This window comes from Mesorhizobium sp. B2-1-3A (assembly GCF_006442655.1).
Taxonomy (GTDB): Bacteria; Pseudomonadota; Alphaproteobacteria; order Rhizobiales; family Rhizobiaceae; genus Mesorhizobium.
In genome coordinates this window covers 514,529-529,649 of record NZ_VFWK01000006.1, presented here as the reverse complement: position 1 = coordinate 529,649, position 15,121 = coordinate 514,529, and the positions used below count along the sequence as shown (strand labels likewise).

The following is a 15,121-nucleotide window of genomic DNA, read 5'->3' as shown; positions in this document are numbered from 1 at the left end:
ACAAAGTAAAACTGGCAACACAGGCATGGTAGCATTCGTTGCAACGCGGCTATCTGCCGACCTCCTGGTGAGGTTCTTGCGCTCGCTTTCCGCCGGAGGCGTTGTCCTAGGCACCTTGTTCTTCGTGGCCTCGCTAACCCCTACGCTCGTTCCCCGAACTTATGTGACACAAGGTATTCTCTCCGGCGCCTGTTTTGCAGCCGGATATGGGATTGGGGTCGCCTGGCGGTGGCTCTGGCAATACATGCAACTGCCGGAACCCAATGGCCGCGTCCAGAGATGGCTCAAGATCGCCTCGGCGCTGGTTTGCACCGTCATCGCCTTGTCCTTCCTATGGCGAACGACCGAGTGGCAGAACTCGATCCGCGGGCTGATGGGGCTCGAACCGGTGACCAGCGCCCACCCGTTCGAAGTCTGCGTGATCGCGGTCATCGCCTTTGTGGCACTCATTGTGTTGGCCCGCCTCTTCAAGGCTGTCTTGCGCTTCACGTCGAACGCCGTCGGCCGTTTCGTGCCGCCGCGGATCTCGCAGGTGATCGGCTTCACCGTGAGCGCCCTATTGTTCTGGACGATCGCGAACGGCCTTCTCATCCGCACAGCGCTGCATCTTCTCGACTCGTCCTTTGCAGCGTTCGACGCGCTCATCGAACCCGACCGGGTGCGCCCAACCTCCCCGCTCAAGACAGGCAGCGCGGCCTCATTGGTCGCTTGGGAGAAACTTGGACGAGCGGGCCGCGAATTCGTCGCGACCGGCCCCAGCGCGGCAGAAATCCAGGCCTTTACCCAAGCACCTGCGCTCGAGCCGATCAGGGTCTATGTCGGGCTTGGGGCAAGCGATACTGTCGAACAGCGCGCGAAGCTGGCCCTCGACGAACTGATACGCGTTGGCGGTTTTGACCGCTCGGTGCTGATTGTCATCACGCCGACGGGGACCGGCTGGGTCGATCCCTCGGCGATGGACGCGGTTGAATACCTGCACCATGGCGACGTGGCGAGCGTCGCCATGCAATATTCCTATCTATCGAGCCCGCTCTCGCTGCTCGTACAGCCGGGCTATGGCGCGGAGGCTTCGAGGGCGCTGTTCGCCGCCGTCTACGGTTATTGGACGACCCTGCCGAAGGACCACCGGCCGAAACTGTACCTGCACGGACTAAGTCTTGGGGCGATGAATTCCGAACGTTCGGCTGAGCTCTTCGAGATACTCGGCGATCCGATCCAAGGTGCCTTGTGGAGCGGGCCGCCTTTCGAAAGCAGGATTTGGCGGCGGGCCACCGATGCGCGAAACCCCGGGTCGCCTGCCTGGCTGCCGCAGTTCGGAGACGGCTCGGTTGTCCGCTTCATGAACCAGCATGGCGGGACGGTCGCGCCGGGTACACGATGGGGGCCCATGCGCATCGTCTACCTGCAGTATGCAAGCGATGCGATCACCTTCTTCGACTATCGGGATCTTTACCGGCGCCCCGACTGGATGAGCACACCGCGCGGTCCTGATGTGTCACCGCAATTGCGGTGGTATCCGGTGGTGACGATGCTGCAACTGGCGCTCGATATGGGCATGGCAACCTCGACGCCGATGGGTTACGGGCATGTCTACGCGCCCGAGCACTATGTCGACGCCTGGTTTGCCGTGACGGATCCCAAGGGTTGGACCGCCGACCGGATAGAACAGTTGAAACGACACCTCGCGCAGCGCAGTGGAAGATAGCCGCACCAGTGCGGCAGAGCGCCCCGCAACCGCGTCCAAAACGCTCATCAGACATGCCGTGCGAAAAGCCGCCCATCAGGAAAATCGCCGAGCCCGATGTAAAAATGGGACTGACGGCACATTGCCTGGATTTACGGCTCAATCCTTCGGCGTCTCGGCTGTGTAAGAAACCTCGACTGCGTAGAGTCTCACCCTAGGGGGTTCATATGTCCGACCTGATCGTCATCGTATATCCGACCGAGACCAAGGCTGAAGAAGTGCGCCAGCTCCTTCTGACATTGCAGAAGGAATACATCATCAAGCTGGGTGACGCGGTTATCCCGACCAAAACCGAAGCAGGCACGATCAAGCTCAACCAGCTGATGAATACGACCGCCACGGGCGCGATCTCCGGCAGCTTCTGGGGAATGCTCGTCGGTCTCCTCTTCCTGAATCCGCTGGTCGGCCTTGCCGTCGGCGCCGCATCAGGGGCCCTTGGCGGCGCCCTGACCGATGTTGGCATCAACGATGCGTTCATGCGCGATCTGTCGACCAGCATCCAGCCCGGCAACGCCGCGCTTTTCGTCCTCGTCCAGGAAATGACGGCAGACAAGGTGCTCAAGGAAATCCAGGGTTTCGGTGGGGTGGTGCTCAAGACATCCCTGGACGAAACCAAGGAGCAAGTCCTGCGCGACGCACTTCAGCGTGCGTCGGCGGCGGCCGGCCAGGAATCCGGCTCAAGCACCTGATGGCCCGCAGCGTCGTAATTTTTCCAGGGTGCGGCCTCCGGCTTCCCTGCGTGTCGGGCCGCATTGATTTGACATGTCCGGTCCTGAAATAGCGATCCTGCTTCTATTCGAGGCGGTTTGCGGAGCCGCCGGCGCCATGGCCGTGGCCCGGCTGTGGCGCGGGATCGGTTTTGGATGGAAATCCATCGCCGCCATCGGCGCGCTTGGAGGCTTGATTCTGACACTTCTTGCCACGCTGTTTCCAGGCCTGGCGCGCTTCGTCGGCTATATGGGAGGTGCTTTTGACGCCCTGTCACGTGGCTCCGGCGGGTTCACATTTGAAATATTGATCGGTGTGGGTGTTGCCGGACTTCTGGGCGGCATCATTGCAATCTGCATTGCCCGGCTTGCCCGGGGCACGAATGGTTCTCCTCGATAGAGCCGCGATACAGAAGCTCGACGCTGGTCGACGGCATTGGCCTCGCCGTATCGGCCCCAACGGCAGCGTCGGGCAATGGGCGAACCAGCCTGCGATTGCCAAATGGGGACGCTTCTCCAACTGGCCGCGTGCCGAGTTGAGGTACGATCGCTCCGGAGCGGTCCAGCGATTGGCAGGATCGCTGAACCACCCTAACCATCTGTTCTTGGGCAACCCCGAACGAAAATCGCCGCTCAAGGCGTCCCGTTGTTTCGACGGGCGATCTTCAGAATCAAGAGAATGACGCCGATAATAAGAATAAGGCATCCGCCCAACAGGGTTGAGGTCGAGCCATAGCGGTAACCAGATGCAAGAATGAGAAATCCCACAACCAGGAAACCGATAGCGGTCAATTTGTTGACCAGCAGAGACCCTGAATTTACAGCCATAGTCACCTCCATAGAAACAATGAAAGAAATTGGACACTCGTCATCTGCGTTCTTGACCAGATCCTTCGAGCTTATCTCGACACATTGCCACCATCCAAAACCGGCCGAGATTGTCCAGTGCTCAACCCCTCAAGAATTCTGACCGGCAGGTGGATCGCCAGGGCGGCATTTTCGAATACGGCCTGTCCCGCCTCCGCAACCTTGCCGTTGGCAGTTGCGTCTTCGTCGGTCATCAGGCGGCGCAGGAGACGGTCAGAGCCCAGCAGTTTGATCAGCGTGCCCGAACTCGCGAAGCCGCTGTGGCCGCCACCATCGACGTCGGAGATGTCGATCACCTGAACATTTTTCTTCTGGAGAAGCGGAATGTTGAAGCCGCTTCCGATCCTGTGGCCGCCGCCAGTCAGGCGCCTTGAAATATTCAATGCCCGGTCGCGACGCGAAACGATGACGGTAAACGGCTGCGGAAGCACGGGGATATCATCGACCTGACTGCTGAAGACATCCGGATCGATGTCTGGGGCGGCCATCATGACGCCACGTATCCTTGGGAAAATACGGCTCTCGCCTCTCAATGCCAGGGTTCGCAGCGCCTCCATCACGACATATGAGCCCATTGAATGGCCGACGATGACGATCCCGCTCGCATTGGACCGCGCTGCGATTTCGATCGTTTCGGCAAGGCCGTTCCTGGCCAGCAGAGCGCTGTCCCGATCAAAGAGGTAACCGCTGAAGGATGCGGCGGACGCCCACGAAAAATGCAGCGGCACGGAGGAGATATTGTAGTCGTGAACGATCTGGGCGTTGCGAAACAAGCCCTCCGCAAAGTTGTTGTTATAGCCGTGAACAAAGATGAATATTTCCCGCTGTGATGGCGGGCGCTCTGCCAGTCGCGCGTTCAACAGGGACAGGAATGACTTGCTATCGGCAATGGGGGTGAGATTGCGTGCCGAGAAATGGCGCGCCGGATCAGGGATATCAGATGAAGTCTCGACCGAACCGGGTCTATGGGCCGCCGGCACGAGAACGTTCACCTGCGAAAAATTCAACGCCAAGGAGCGATCACGAGAGTAAGGCGGTTCGGGTGTAGCGGACGCTGCACGCGTAGTCGCTACAAGGAAGGGGATCGTCGACAGGTACCGCGCATCGGACTGAGTGGGAGAGGCAAGGCCAGTGACGGCCCTTGGACCGGCGCAACCCTGCAGAAGCGCCGCCAACAAGATGAGCGGAACAAGCCGTATCGCGGTTTTCTTCATGCGGCTGACGGCACCGACCATGTGGCTGTCCCGAGACTCGTTTCAAGTTGCGCGCGCGGCGATGACAGACAAACACATGATAGCCGTGCCACTAGTGAAGGATAGAGCACTGAGTTCTTGATGAAGTCGTCATTGCCTATACCTTTTCCTGCGCGACCAGCCCAGGCCAGCATTAGGGCTCTCCGCGCGAAGAGAGTCTATTTCCCCAGGCTTACGAGCGTCTGGCCGTCCTTGCCGAGAAGCCGCAATTGCCCTGTCGATGCGACCTCGAAGCGACGAACCGCTTCGAGGGCGGCCAGAAGATTGCGCTCCTGGTCCATGAGCGGTTGATCGCACATCATCATGGATGCGCCCGTCTCTGAAATCGTCAAACCTTCCCCATTCAAGGTGAATTTGCCGAGAAATCGGTTGCACGAGCCATTCCCGTGGATGCTTCGGTCCTGATCGAAGGCAAGGGTGGGCTGTGATCCCGCGACAATGGCCGATCCAGCTATCATTTCGACAGGCCAATCCCCGTGAAGCAGGTCTGCCGGTTCGCCGGCGCATCCTGCCAACTTGCGGTCATCCATCATCACGGTCGCGGTTTTCGGATATGGCATTCCCGTCATCGTGTCGGCGCACACCGCTTCGGCAATCGTCAGCGTGAAGTGTCGGCCATCAACAGTCGCGGTGTATACATCGGTACCGTTCGTTGTTGTGGGCTGCGGTACCGGTTCAATCGTGAAGGTCTCTCCCTCCAGGGCACGAAAGGAAATCGCCTTGTCGGATACCACGACGTGCCAACCGGGTTCGTTGCCGCGCGCTGTCAAGGTGGCAGCCTCGGCACTTCCTGGGGTTGCAAGACAGAAGGCCAAAAATGGAGCGGCGATCCTGAACAGGGAGCACGATTTTCTGGACAGAATTGCTGCCTCCCATGATCGCCAGCCGACCATATTTCTCTGAATACGGATCGGCACCAGCCGAATGACGGTCAAATCACCAGGTTGTTCAAACCGAATGTCCCATGTCCGATCGAGAGTCCACGCCACCGACCGGAGAACAAAGCCCGGAACAGAAAAAATGGACGGGATGCCTAGAGTTGGGATGGTCAGCGCATTCGGAGGCAGAAAACGGCGACTGTCTGTGAGATGGTTTTCCCGGAGCCAACAGTCTCAACGATCCGAGACATGACTTTGCGTCCTCTCTGTGAGCCACGAGAAATTCACATGTTGCTCGATCAGCCTCATTGCGGAGCGCAAGAAATAAACGCCGGATCCACGTTTGGGATTCACAGCATATTCCAAAAAAACGCAGTGCTGGCTTAGAGTTACTTCGATCCGATCTCATCCGCGACGGCAGGTTGACGATCCAATTTATTGTTGGTTTTCCTTTGTGGGAAGTCGGCCTGTCGCGCAATGAACTGCCCAGATCATGGCAGCTCTCATGCGTGACAGGAGTTTTGTCATGGACGCAAGAGTAAGCGCAGCCGGCATTCCCAGCGATCCGTACGCTGCCGAGCCACTGAGATGCGCCATCGACCAGAGCACCGCGTCGGTGCCTCCAGCCGAACAGTTCGACTTCTTCCGGACCTGGTACGCCGGGGTTGCCGAGATGCAGCTTCTTCGTGCCGAACAGCCCCTGTTCCCGGCCCATCATCAGGTGTGGCAATTGGGGGATCTGGCACTGGGCACCATCGAAGTTCCCGGTTCCGGCTACGACATCCGATGGGAACATCGCAAACGGCCGCTGCTGGACCATTGGGTCCTGTCCGCGCCGGTTGCACGATCCCGCGGCGGGAAGATGCCCCCTGGAAAGCCTCGCCTGCGGTGCCTGGCCCTGCCCGATGTCGCGGTGACCCATGATGACCTGACCGTCACGCTCTTCCTGCCGCGCACATGGCCGGCGACCCGCTCGTCAAAAATCGAAGCGAGCGACGCGACATTGGCCTTCCTGGCCCACTACGCGATCCTGCTCTACCGCTCTCTCCCCAATCTGAGGGAAGGAGACCTGCCGCACGTCGTCACGGCGACCGCCAATCTCTTCGCGGCGGCACTGACGCCCTCAAAGGATCATCTCGCGGCCGCGCAAGGACCAGTAGACGCCGTCACCATCGCGCGTATCGCCAAAACCATCGTGGAAAGGCTGACCGACCCCGATCTGACGCCCGCCAAGCTCTGCCGTGCGGCCGGCATCTCACGCTCGCGCCTCTATCGGATTTTCGAGCCGGCGGGCGGCGTGGCCAATTATGTGCGCCGCAAGCGGCTGCTCAAGACACGCGATGCCCTGGCCAACAGTTCGGACAGGCGCACGATCTCCAGCATTGCCGAGGCATGGGGCTTCACCGATCCTTCCACCTACAGCCGGATGTTCAAATTGGAGTTCGGCGTGTCTCCCAAGGAGGCGCGCGAGCTCGGATGGCAAGGCATCAAGCACTCCACCTGGCTGAGCATCGACCAGCCGCTCGATGGTGTCGGCACCCTGGGCACCCTTCTCATCAACAATTCCCTAGGGCTGTCACTTTCTTCCAAGCGATGAGTTGTCTCATGCAGGCACGCACTATCAGCGGAAGCGCCAGGATCGGCACCACGGAGCCTCTGAGGTGCGTCGTCGACATCGACACCTCTTCGGCGCCGCCCGCTGAACAGTTCGACCTCTATCGAAGCTGGCACGCCAACATCGCCGACATCGAATTGCTTCGGGACGAGTTCGGTTCGTTCGCCGCGCGCGAGCGGGTGTGGCAGCTGGGCGGCCTCGTCCTGGCCTGCATCGAATATCCCGGAACCGGCTATCATCGCCGCTGGAGCAGCAAGAAGAATCCGGTCTTCGATCACTGGCTTCTCTGCGTGCCGCAAACAATCCCTTCAGGCGGCGGGCAGCCGCGGACAGGACCGTTGCGCTGGCAGTGCCTGGCGACACCGCATCAGGGTCAGGGCGAGGATGATGGCGTGATTTGCCTGTTCCTTCCGCGAGACTTCGCGTTCTCGCAGCCCTTCACGCTCGACATCCGCCAGGAGATGGCGGCGTTCGTCGCCGATTACATCCTGCTGCTTTATCATTCCCTTCCAAACCGCACGGAGAACGATGTTCCCTATATCGCGGCGGCGACCACCAGCCTGCTCGCCGCCTGCATCTCCCCGTCCCGGGATCACTTCTTCGAGGCCCAGGAACCGATCGATGCCGTCATCATGGCCCGCGCCAACAAGCTCATTGCCGCCAGGCTTGCCGATCGGGACCTGACGCCGGAAAGGCTCTGCCAGGAGCTCTCGATCTCACGCTCGCGCCTCTATCGGATTTTCGAACCGGCTGGCGGCGTCTCACACTACATCCGGCGCCAAAGGTTGCTGAGGACAAGGGACGTCCTGGGCGACAGCACGGACGGACGGCCGATCTCCAGCATCGCGGAGGAATGGGGCTTTGTAGACCCTTCCACGTACAGCCGAACATTCAGGAGAGAGTTTGGAATCTCACCCAAGGAGGCACGCGAGGCCGGCTGGCTGGGCATCAAGCATCCGCCCCTGGCCGAGCGAACCGGCGACGACAGACCTTCCTTAAACAGCCTTCTGGCAAGCAACTATCTGCTTGGCCGCCAACTGTAGAACACGTAGTTAGTGAGTTCGGCTGACGTGACCGGATCGAGGATAGGAGATTCATTTGGCAAATTCTTTAGACAGACGGTCCGTCATTGTTGGAGGCATATCATTTCTGGCGCTGTTTGGTCGCGCGGAGGCCTCCCAGAAGAATTGGTATATCGGGAGGATTCCAGACAAGCCGTTTGACGTGCCTCTCGTCGACAAGGGAAATATTCCCCAGCAGTTCCGTCGGCAAATGGTGCCTTACTTGGGCAAGGAACCTGCCGGAACAATCCTTATCAACAAGCAAGAGCGCTTCCTGTATTATGTCGAAGATGCCGGCAGGGCGATCCGCTTTGGGATTGCGGTCGGTCGGGACGGACAGAGATGGAGCGGAGAGGCGATAGTCGGACGAAGAGCCAAATGGCCAACCTGGACTCCCACCGCCAACATGCGACGCCGCAATCCGAGCTTGCCGCAGCGCGTCCCCGGAGGCCCAAACAATCCTCTCGGGGCACGGGCGCTGTATCTGTATCGCAATGGCCAGGACACGCTTTACCGCATCCATGGGACCAATGAGCCGTGGAGTATCGGCAAAGCCGCATCGTCCGGTTGCATCCGGATGTTGAACGAGCACATTTTTGAACTCTACGGGACAGTACGCAACGGCGCCCGCGTTATCGTTCTCTAGCAGGCAGTTGAAAGACTGTTTTGCTGACGGAACGTATCAGAATCAGGCCGAGCGTAGATCGGACTCAAACGGGTATCCCCGATCCTTTTCCACGGCCTGTTAGCGCTTATCCGAATGGCGACTTGGAATTCCGAAGACCACGCCCACGTTGCCGCCATGCCTCGGCCGGTGTTCGTGGTTCGATTGCATTTGGCCGCAGCAAAAAAGATCCCTTCGCAAAGCCGGCGATGCAACGCGCGACCGAACGGGGCGGTCTTTGCATTTCAATTCTCCTTACAGGGAGATAGATGCTCAACCGCCGACGCATTCGGACGGCACAGCTCGGCCAACGCCCCACGACAGGCGTCCCTGTATGATGGTGATCGTCCATCGGCCGTTCGAATAGGTCGTTCCTTCCGGCCCCATCGAGGGCAGATCAACCTCGGCCGCGTCGTTGACGGACACGGAAGCGCGATCACCGAGGAGACGCACTGCCAGACGCGTGCCGTCCTGGCATGTGTAGTTGCTGACCGGATAGGGGTTGCCCGCGCCAATCGACGCGCCTGACGCGGAATGCCCGAAGCTTGCAATCATCAGGGTGCTCATTGCCGCGATCGACAGGTTTCTCAGCACGATAGTCTCTCCCAAACTGGCGCATCAGCGCAATCGGCCAATATGGCGGAGACATTCCGTAGGATGTCACCCGTGCGGACATGTGTAAACTGATCAGCAAGGCCCGTTCAATCATGCATCTTCTCGGAAATGCTCTTTGAGCAGGCGGGCGCTTCCGGCCGACTCACGCCAACGGCGTTGTTGGCCTTTGCCTGGGTCGGTACTTGCTCCGGTACCAGCTTGGATTCAGCCGTTGCAACAAATCCAATCGGGCTCGCCAGAACCAGCGAGCCCGCAGGACGCTCAGAAGGGCGAGATGCACTGCCGGCGCGGGCCATTGTTAGGCTGCCAGCTATTGTCCGAGACTCGATAGGAGCGATAACGCTGCGAGCACCAGTTCACATGGTTGTTCCACGCGTTGTGATTGTGCTGGCGAGCAGCCGAGACCGCCATCCCGCCGAGCAGCATTCCGCCAATCACGCCCGCCGCGACGGCCCCACTATTGTTCCTCGAATGACGGTGGTGGTGACGGGAGGGCCGATGATGAGGAGGCCTGTGGTGCGGTGGCCGTACTCCGTGTCCCGGTCTATGGCGGGGGGGCCTCCTCAGATCGACGTTCGTGACCGTATCGGAGACTGACGGCCTCAACGCTCCGACGGGCATTGCCCATGTGGGTGCCGCCATGCTTGCGACGAGCGCGGCGATGATGATGCGCTTCATATGCCTCTCCGTTAGCTGCGTCCGCCGCCGTACAACCTGCCGCCGCGGATGGAGTCAAATCGAAGCAACCTTACGCCAGCACGTCGTCTTGTTGGAATATGCCGTGAATCCCAAACGTGGATAGGACGTTTATTTTTGCACTGCCTCCGTTAACCGCGTCCGCTGACCGCACTTCCTCGATGCCCGCGACAGGCCTCCCGCCCTCTCTCGTCGAGACGAAAATCACCCGTTGGACAGCGCCCCACCCCACGAAAAGTCACAATCTAGAGCCGCTTCCCGGCGGCCGCGGGAAATGACGACAAAGGCGAGCCTGATGGTATGCGCGCCGCTTTCAAATGCGCCGCCATACAATCAACGTATAGGGCACTTTTGACGAAATTTGACCGGAAATCGCCGGCGCACGACCCTCGAATCAATGTAGCGTAAACACCGAATAAGTCGGACGGTATATTGTATTTTTTTGATTTCGATATTGGTTTCTTTGACATCGAACAATCATCTCTTTCGATGCACCTGAATTACAGATCATACAAAAATCCAAGTTACAATTTTGCAATCTTTCCAAAAATAAGCCGACAGCATCTTTATATACATATGCTCTCAGTCTTCGGAAAAATGACAAAACTTTCATGCAACGGAAATGGCGCTGTAATGTGTGCCCCTCTAGTCCTCCTCCCCAGGACGCTCATCTGGAGCGCATCCTTACAAGAGGATCCCAACTCATGACTATCGCCCACAATTCATATTCCAGCACGCGTCGGCGCCTGACAGCGGCCGTGGCGTCACTGGCAGTCGTCGGCGCTGTCGGCGCCACCGCGGTTTTCTCCGGAACGGTTCCCGTTCTGGCGGGTGCCGTGCATGTCGATGCGCCACAGTCGACGGGCTTTGCCGACATCGTCGAACGCGTCTCGCCCGCGGTCGTCAGCGTCAAAGTCAAGTCGACGATCCAGCCTGCGGCCGATGAAGGCTCCGACGACCAGGATGGCTTCGACAACCTCCCCGACAACCCGCAACAACACGACTTCAAGCGTGGCAATGGCAAGCCGCGCCCGGTCGCGCAAGGCTCGGGCTTCTTCATCTCCGAGGACGGCTACCTCGTCACCAACAATCACGTCGTCTCGGAAGGCTCCTCCTTCACGGTTGTCACCAGCGACGGCAAGGAACTCGACGCCAAGCTGGTCGGCACCGATCCGCGCACCGACCTTGCGGTGCTGAAAGTCGACGGCGGCGACAAGTTCACCTATGTCGACTTCGCCGACGATTCCAAGGTTCGCATCGGTGACTGGGTGGTGGCCGTTGGCAATCCGTTTGGCCTTGGCGGCACCGTCACTTCCGGTATTGTCTCGGCCCGCGGCCGGGACATCGGCGCTGGCCCCTATGACGATTTCATCCAGATCGACGCTCCGGTCAATCACGGCAATTCGGGCGGCCCGACCTTCAACCTCAACGGTGAGGTGATCGGCGTCAATACAGCCATTTTCTCGCCATCGGGCGGCAGCGTCGGCATTGGCTTCGACATTCCGGCGTCAACCGCCAAGCAAGTCGTCGATGACCTTATGAAGGACGGTTCCATCAAGCGCGGCTGGCTCGGCGTTGAAATCCAGCCGGTCACCGCCGAGATCGCCGACTCGCTCGGCCTGAAATCGGACAAGGGCACGCTGGTGTCGAACGCCCAGGACGCTGGTCCCGGCGGGAAGGCTGGCATCGTCGCCGGTGACGTTATCACGCAGGTCAACGGCAAGAACGTGGACTCGCCGAAAGAACTCGCCCGCACGATCGGCGCCTATGCGCCGGGCAAATCGGTCGACGTCACAGTCTGGCGCGACGGCAAGAGCCAGACGATCAAGGTCGATCTGGGTACGCTGCCGTCCGGCGACAAGCAGGGCTCAAGCGATGACGGCAAACAGGCCGCGCCCGCCAAGACCGACGCATTGGCCGATCTCGGGCTGACCGTCACCAAGTCGGACAACGGCAAGGGCCTTGTGGTCACCGATGTCGATCCCAACAGCGATGCCGCCGACCACGGCATCCAGCCCGGCGACGTCATCACCACGATCAACTCGGCCAAGGTGAGCACCGCCGGCGACGTCACCAAAGCCATGTCGGATGCCGCCAAGGCAGGACGCAAGGCCGTGCTTATGCAGATCACACGTGACGACGCCAACCGCTTCGTCGCTGTACCGGTCAGCAAGGGCTGAGAACGTCCCCCGAGACCAAACCTGGCTTTCGGGGGCCGCTTCAGAACGCTGAGGGCATCGCTGGCGTACTCGGGGTGTGCGGCGCTTTCAGCTAACGAGCTTCCTCGCAGCGAAGTCTGCCGCCAAGCCGCTGCGGGGAACAAGGAGCCGAACACATCCGTCAATCGTGGTGTTCGCTCCTGGCGGCAGCGGGCTCCCCTACGCCCGCTGCCGTTTCGGCGCCGATGTCGACCCGTCCGCCCGCAACATTGCGCCTGCCATCAGTCACGTGATTGGCGTTATATATCGTAACCTTGATTTGACCTGACCTGCGACGGACAGCTGATGATCCTGTTTGCCATCGTGGGGAACCGCGTCCGGTATCTCCCAGTTCGGACGACACTTTGTGGAGGCCATGGATGTTGGAGGCACCGAACTGGTACGCGCGTAAATACAACTCCGTCGTGGCCCGTACCGGCGGATCCGATCCCGACGCGGAATTCCATATCCGGCAGATCGGATCACAGCGCCATGCATCGCGCCTGGCAACCATCGACTATGGCGACGCATTCATCCTCGACCTGCAGGACAAAGGTGGCATCGCGATGTCGGGGGCGATCAATGACGATGCGCTGACGGCGGTATTCCTTTGGGGTGAAGGCACCACCTTCAACGGGCAACGGAGTGAAGTACCGCGGTTGCGGGTCATCGGCCCGGGAACGGAATTCAACCTGGAGATGCCCGGTAGCTATCGCCTCATGCGGATCGGCCTGCGTAGGTCCGCGCTCGATTCTCTGCGTACGGCATCTGCTTCCCGCCTGGACGGGCGGAACTGGCTGATGCCTGGGGTGCACGGGCAGCGCTTCGCCCCGGCAACCGAACTGGAGCTTCAACAGAAGCTGCTGCTGACCGTTGGATACGCGCAGGCCGCCGCCGCGCGGCCTGGCTACGACCTGAGTGCCGGCCTGGCGGTTGCAGCGAGCGAGGCGGGCGCCGCGCTCGCGCAGGTGCTCTTCCACACGGAGGGCCCGCCCGCCCGCGGCCTCGGTTCCGGCGATCGACGCGATATCGTCGACGCCACTCTCGCCATCCTCGAGACGAAACCGCACGGCCCGGTTTCGGTCAGCGACGTCTGCGGGATACTGGGCGTCGGCGAGCGAACGTTGGAGCGCGCGTTTCACGAACACCTGGGGGTCAATCCCCGCGCCTATGAGCGGGAGCGGCGGTTGCGCGCGGCGCACGGCCTCATCCTGACGCAGGGCGATCGCCTCTCGATCACCGACATCGCCATGAGCTTCAGCTTCTGGCATCTGGGCCGCTTCGCGGGGGCCTATGCGGCGCTCTTCGGATGCTCGCCCAGCGAGACGCGGCGGCGCATTTGGGGGCACGCGCCGCAAGATTGATGGATGTCGTCGATCACGGCTTCAACGCTTTCCGGCAGCCACTCCGCCCTGTCGGAAAGTGGATAGAGATTAGCTCGCCCTCAGGAGATTCTGGTGATGCGGCGTCGTTGCCGCCGGAGCGCCGCTGATCCGCGGATGCCGGGAGCCAGGGTTGGCCGAAATGCAGGAGAGCGGAATGGTGTCCGATCAGCCTTTATAGGCGCAGCCGTCATGCCGCCCCGCTCACGTGACCCGGGCGCGCCGGCATCATCCTGACCATACAACGCGCGGCTCCCAAGGCTGGAAGTCGGCGGAAGCCGAAACAACCCCGACAGATGGCTGGGAAGAGGCGGTGGCGGCTCGCCACGGCCCCCCAGGCGATGGCGTGACAGGAGTTTTGTCATGGACGCAAGAGTAAGCGCAGCCGGCATTCCCAGCGATCCGTACGCTGCCGAGCCACTGAGATGCGCCATCGACCAGAGCACCGCGTCGGTGCCTCCAGCCGAACAGTTCGACTTCTTCCGGACCTGGTACGCCGGGGTTGCCGAGATGCAGCTTCTTCGTGCCGAACAGCCCCTGTTCCCGGCCCATCATCAGGTGTGGCAATTGGGGGATCTGGCACTGGGCACCATCGAAGTTCCCGGTTCCGGCTACGACATCCGATGGGAACATCGCAAACGGCCGCTGCTGGACCATTGGGTCCTGTCCGCGCCGGTTGCACGATCCCGCGGCGGGAAGATGCCCCCTGGAAAGCCTCGCCTGCGGTGCCTGGCCCTGCCCGATGTCGCGGTGACCCATGATGACCTGACCGTCACGCTCTTCCTGCCGCGCACATGGCCGGCGACCCGCTCGTCAAAAATCGAAGCGAGCGACGCGACATTGGCCTTCCTGGCCCACTACGCGATCCTGCTCTACCGCTCTCTCCCCAATCTGAGGGAAGGAGACCTGCCGCACGTCGTCACGGCGACCGCCAATCTCTTCGCGGCGGCACTGACGCCCTCAAAGGATCATCTCGCGGCCGCGCAAGGACCAGTAGACGCCGTCACCATCGCGCGTATCGCCAAAACCATCGTGGAAAGGCTGACCGACCCCGATCTGACGCCCGCCAAGCTCTGCCGTGCGGCCGGCATCTCACGCTCGCGCCTCTATCGGATTTTCGAGCCGGCGGGCGGCGTGGCCAATTATGTGCGCCGCAAGCGGCTGCTCAAGACACGCGATGCCCTGGCCAACAGTTCGGACAGGCGCACGATCTCCAGCATTGCCGAGGCATGGGGCTTCACCGATCCTTCCACCTACAGCCGGATGTTCAAATTGGAGTTCGGCGTGTCTCCCAAGGAGGCGCGCGAGCTCGGATGGCAAGGCATCAAGCACTCCACCTGGCTGAGCATCGACCAGCCGCTCGATGGTGTCGGCACCCTGGGCACCCTTCTCATCAACAATTCCCTAGGGCTGTCACTTTCTTCCAAGCGATGAGTTGTCT

At 60.7% G+C, this 15,121-nt stretch carries 14 protein-coding genes; 9 read left to right on the top strand and 5 right to left on the bottom strand.

The window, feature by feature from the left end; translation table 11 throughout:
• Positions 1 to 25: 25 nt before the first annotated feature.
• The 3 genes from FJ977_RS26720 (at position 26) to FJ977_RS26710 (ending at position 2,851) form a co-directional block, all read left to right on the top strand.
• Positions 26 to 1,705, top strand: coding sequence for an alpha/beta-hydrolase family protein (locus FJ977_RS26720; protein ID WP_140775143.1), 1,680 nt, complete (start codon positions 26 to 28; stop codon positions 1,703 to 1,705).
• Between the two features lie 206 nt (positions 1,706 to 1,911).
• Positions 1,912 to 2,433 carry a DUF1269 domain-containing protein gene (locus tag FJ977_RS26715; protein ID WP_140775142.1) on the top strand — a complete coding sequence of 174 codons (522 nt, stop codon included), beginning with the start codon at positions 1,912 to 1,914 and terminating at the stop codon, positions 2,431 to 2,433.
• A 73-nt stretch (positions 2,434 to 2,506) separates the two neighbouring features.
• The gene (locus FJ977_RS26710) at positions 2,507 to 2,851 is read left to right on the top strand and encodes a hypothetical protein (RefSeq protein ID WP_140775141.1); all 345 of its coding nucleotides are present in this window, start codon (positions 2,507 to 2,509) and stop codon (positions 2,849 to 2,851) included.
• 233 nt (positions 2,852 to 3,084) lie between these two features.
• Here FJ977_RS26710 and FJ977_RS26705 read toward each other — a convergent pair whose 3' ends face one another.
• The 3 genes from FJ977_RS26705 to FJ977_RS26695 form a co-directional block, all read right to left on the bottom strand.
• Complete coding sequence (locus tag FJ977_RS26705) at positions 3,085 to 3,279, bottom strand: hypothetical protein (RefSeq protein ID WP_140775140.1); 195 nt, start codon at positions 3,277 to 3,279, stop codon at positions 3,085 to 3,087.
• Positions 3,280 to 3,350: 71 nt separating this feature from the next.
• Entirely contained in the window at positions 3,351 to 4,553 is a 1,203-nt protein-coding gene (locus tag FJ977_RS26700; RefSeq protein WP_246683343.1) for an alpha/beta hydrolase, read from the bottom strand.
• Positions 4,554 to 4,729: 176 nt separating this feature from the next.
• The gene (locus FJ977_RS26695) at positions 4,730 to 5,506 is read right to left on the bottom strand and encodes an META domain-containing protein (RefSeq protein WP_140775139.1); all 777 of its coding nucleotides are present in this window, start codon (positions 5,504 to 5,506) and stop codon (positions 4,730 to 4,732) included.
• 469 nt (positions 5,507 to 5,975) lie between these two features.
• Here FJ977_RS26695 and FJ977_RS26690 point away from each other — a divergent pair, with 469 nt between their 5' ends.
• The 3 genes from FJ977_RS26690 to FJ977_RS26680 are packed head-to-tail and all read left to right on the top strand — an operon-like array spanning position 5,976 to position 8,771.
• The gene (locus tag FJ977_RS26690; protein WP_140775132.1) at positions 5,976 to 7,046 is read left to right on the top strand and encodes a helix-turn-helix domain-containing protein; all 1,071 of its coding nucleotides are present in this window, start codon (positions 5,976 to 5,978) and stop codon (positions 7,044 to 7,046) included.
• 8 nt (positions 7,047 to 7,054) lie between these two features.
• The gene (locus tag FJ977_RS26685; protein ID WP_181180082.1) at positions 7,055 to 8,107 is read left to right on the top strand and encodes a helix-turn-helix domain-containing protein; all 1,053 of its coding nucleotides are present in this window, start codon (positions 7,055 to 7,057) and stop codon (positions 8,105 to 8,107) included.
• A gap of 55 nt (positions 8,108 to 8,162) precedes the next feature.
• Entirely contained in the window at positions 8,163 to 8,771 is a 609-nt protein-coding gene (locus FJ977_RS26680; protein ID WP_140775136.1) for a L,D-transpeptidase, read from the top strand.
• A gap of 291 nt (positions 8,772 to 9,062) precedes the next feature.
• Here the strand turns inward: FJ977_RS26680 and FJ977_RS26675 are convergent, their stop codons facing one another.
• Together FJ977_RS26675 and FJ977_RS36800 are read right to left on the bottom strand one after the other, a co-directional pair.
• Positions 9,063 to 9,383: a hypothetical protein gene (locus tag FJ977_RS26675; protein ID WP_246683342.1), complete on the bottom strand. Its 321-nt coding sequence runs from the start codon at positions 9,381 to 9,383 to the stop codon at positions 9,063 to 9,065.
• Between the two features lie 282 nt (positions 9,384 to 9,665).
• The gene (locus FJ977_RS36800; protein WP_348643232.1) at positions 9,666 to 9,815 is read right to left on the bottom strand and encodes a BA14K family protein; all 150 of its coding nucleotides are present in this window, start codon (positions 9,813 to 9,815) and stop codon (positions 9,666 to 9,668) included.
• Positions 9,816 to 10,804: 989 nt separating this feature from the next.
• Here FJ977_RS36800 and FJ977_RS26665 point away from each other — a divergent pair.
• The 3 genes from FJ977_RS26665 to FJ977_RS26655 all read left to right on the top strand — a co-directional run bounded on the left by FJ977_RS26665 (position 10,805) and on the right by FJ977_RS26655 (position 15,114).
• Complete coding sequence (locus FJ977_RS26665) at positions 10,805 to 12,280, top strand: Do family serine endopeptidase (protein ID WP_140775134.1); 1,476 nt, start codon at positions 10,805 to 10,807, stop codon at positions 12,278 to 12,280.
• A gap of 398 nt (positions 12,281 to 12,678) precedes the next feature.
• Positions 12,679 to 13,662, top strand: a complete 984-nt coding sequence (locus tag FJ977_RS26660; protein ID WP_140775133.1) for a helix-turn-helix domain-containing protein — start codon at positions 12,679 to 12,681, stop codon at positions 13,660 to 13,662.
• 381 nt (positions 13,663 to 14,043) lie between these two features.
• Positions 14,044 to 15,114 carry a helix-turn-helix domain-containing protein gene (locus FJ977_RS26655; RefSeq protein ID WP_140775132.1) on the top strand — a complete coding sequence of 357 codons (1,071 nt, stop codon included), beginning with the start codon at positions 14,044 to 14,046 and terminating at the stop codon, positions 15,112 to 15,114.
• The last annotated feature ends 7 nt before the right edge of the window (positions 15,115 to 15,121 follow it).

What these genes read in the sequence shown, in the direction of transcription:
- FJ977_RS26720 (WP_140775143.1), top strand. Translation starts at nt 26, where the DNA reads ATGGTAGCATTCGTTGCAACGCGGCTATCTGCCGACCTCCTGGTGAGG.
- FJ977_RS26715 (WP_140775142.1), top strand. Translation starts at nt 1,912, where the DNA reads ATGTCCGACCTGATCGTCATCGTATATCCGACCGAGACCAAGGCTGAA.
- FJ977_RS26690 (WP_140775132.1), top strand. Translation starts at nt 5,976, where the DNA reads ATGGACGCAAGAGTAAGCGCAGCCGGCATTCCCAGCGATCCGTACGCT.
- FJ977_RS26660 (WP_140775133.1), top strand. Translation starts at nt 12,679, where the DNA reads ATGTTGGAGGCACCGAACTGGTACGCGCGTAAATACAACTCCGTCGTG.
- FJ977_RS26700 (WP_246683343.1), bottom strand. Translation starts at nt 4,553, where the DNA reads ATGGTCGGTGCCGTCAGCCGCATGAAGAAAACCGCGATACGGCTTGTT.
- FJ977_RS26705 (WP_140775140.1), bottom strand. Translation starts at nt 3,279, where the DNA reads ATGGCTGTAAATTCAGGGTCTCTGCTGGTCAACAAATTGACCGCTATC.
- FJ977_RS26710 (WP_140775141.1), top strand. Translation starts at nt 2,507, where the DNA reads ATGTCCGGTCCTGAAATAGCGATCCTGCTTCTATTCGAGGCGGTTTGC.
- FJ977_RS26665 (WP_140775134.1), top strand. Translation starts at nt 10,805, where the DNA reads ATGACTATCGCCCACAATTCATATTCCAGCACGCGTCGGCGCCTGACA.
- FJ977_RS26655 (WP_140775132.1), top strand. Translation starts at nt 14,044, where the DNA reads ATGGACGCAAGAGTAAGCGCAGCCGGCATTCCCAGCGATCCGTACGCT.
- FJ977_RS36800 (WP_348643232.1), bottom strand. Translation starts at nt 9,815, where the DNA reads ATGGCGGTCTCGGCTGCTCGCCAGCACAATCACAACGCGTGGAACAAC.
- FJ977_RS26685 (WP_181180082.1), top strand. Translation starts at nt 7,055, where the DNA reads ATGCAGGCACGCACTATCAGCGGAAGCGCCAGGATCGGCACCACGGAG.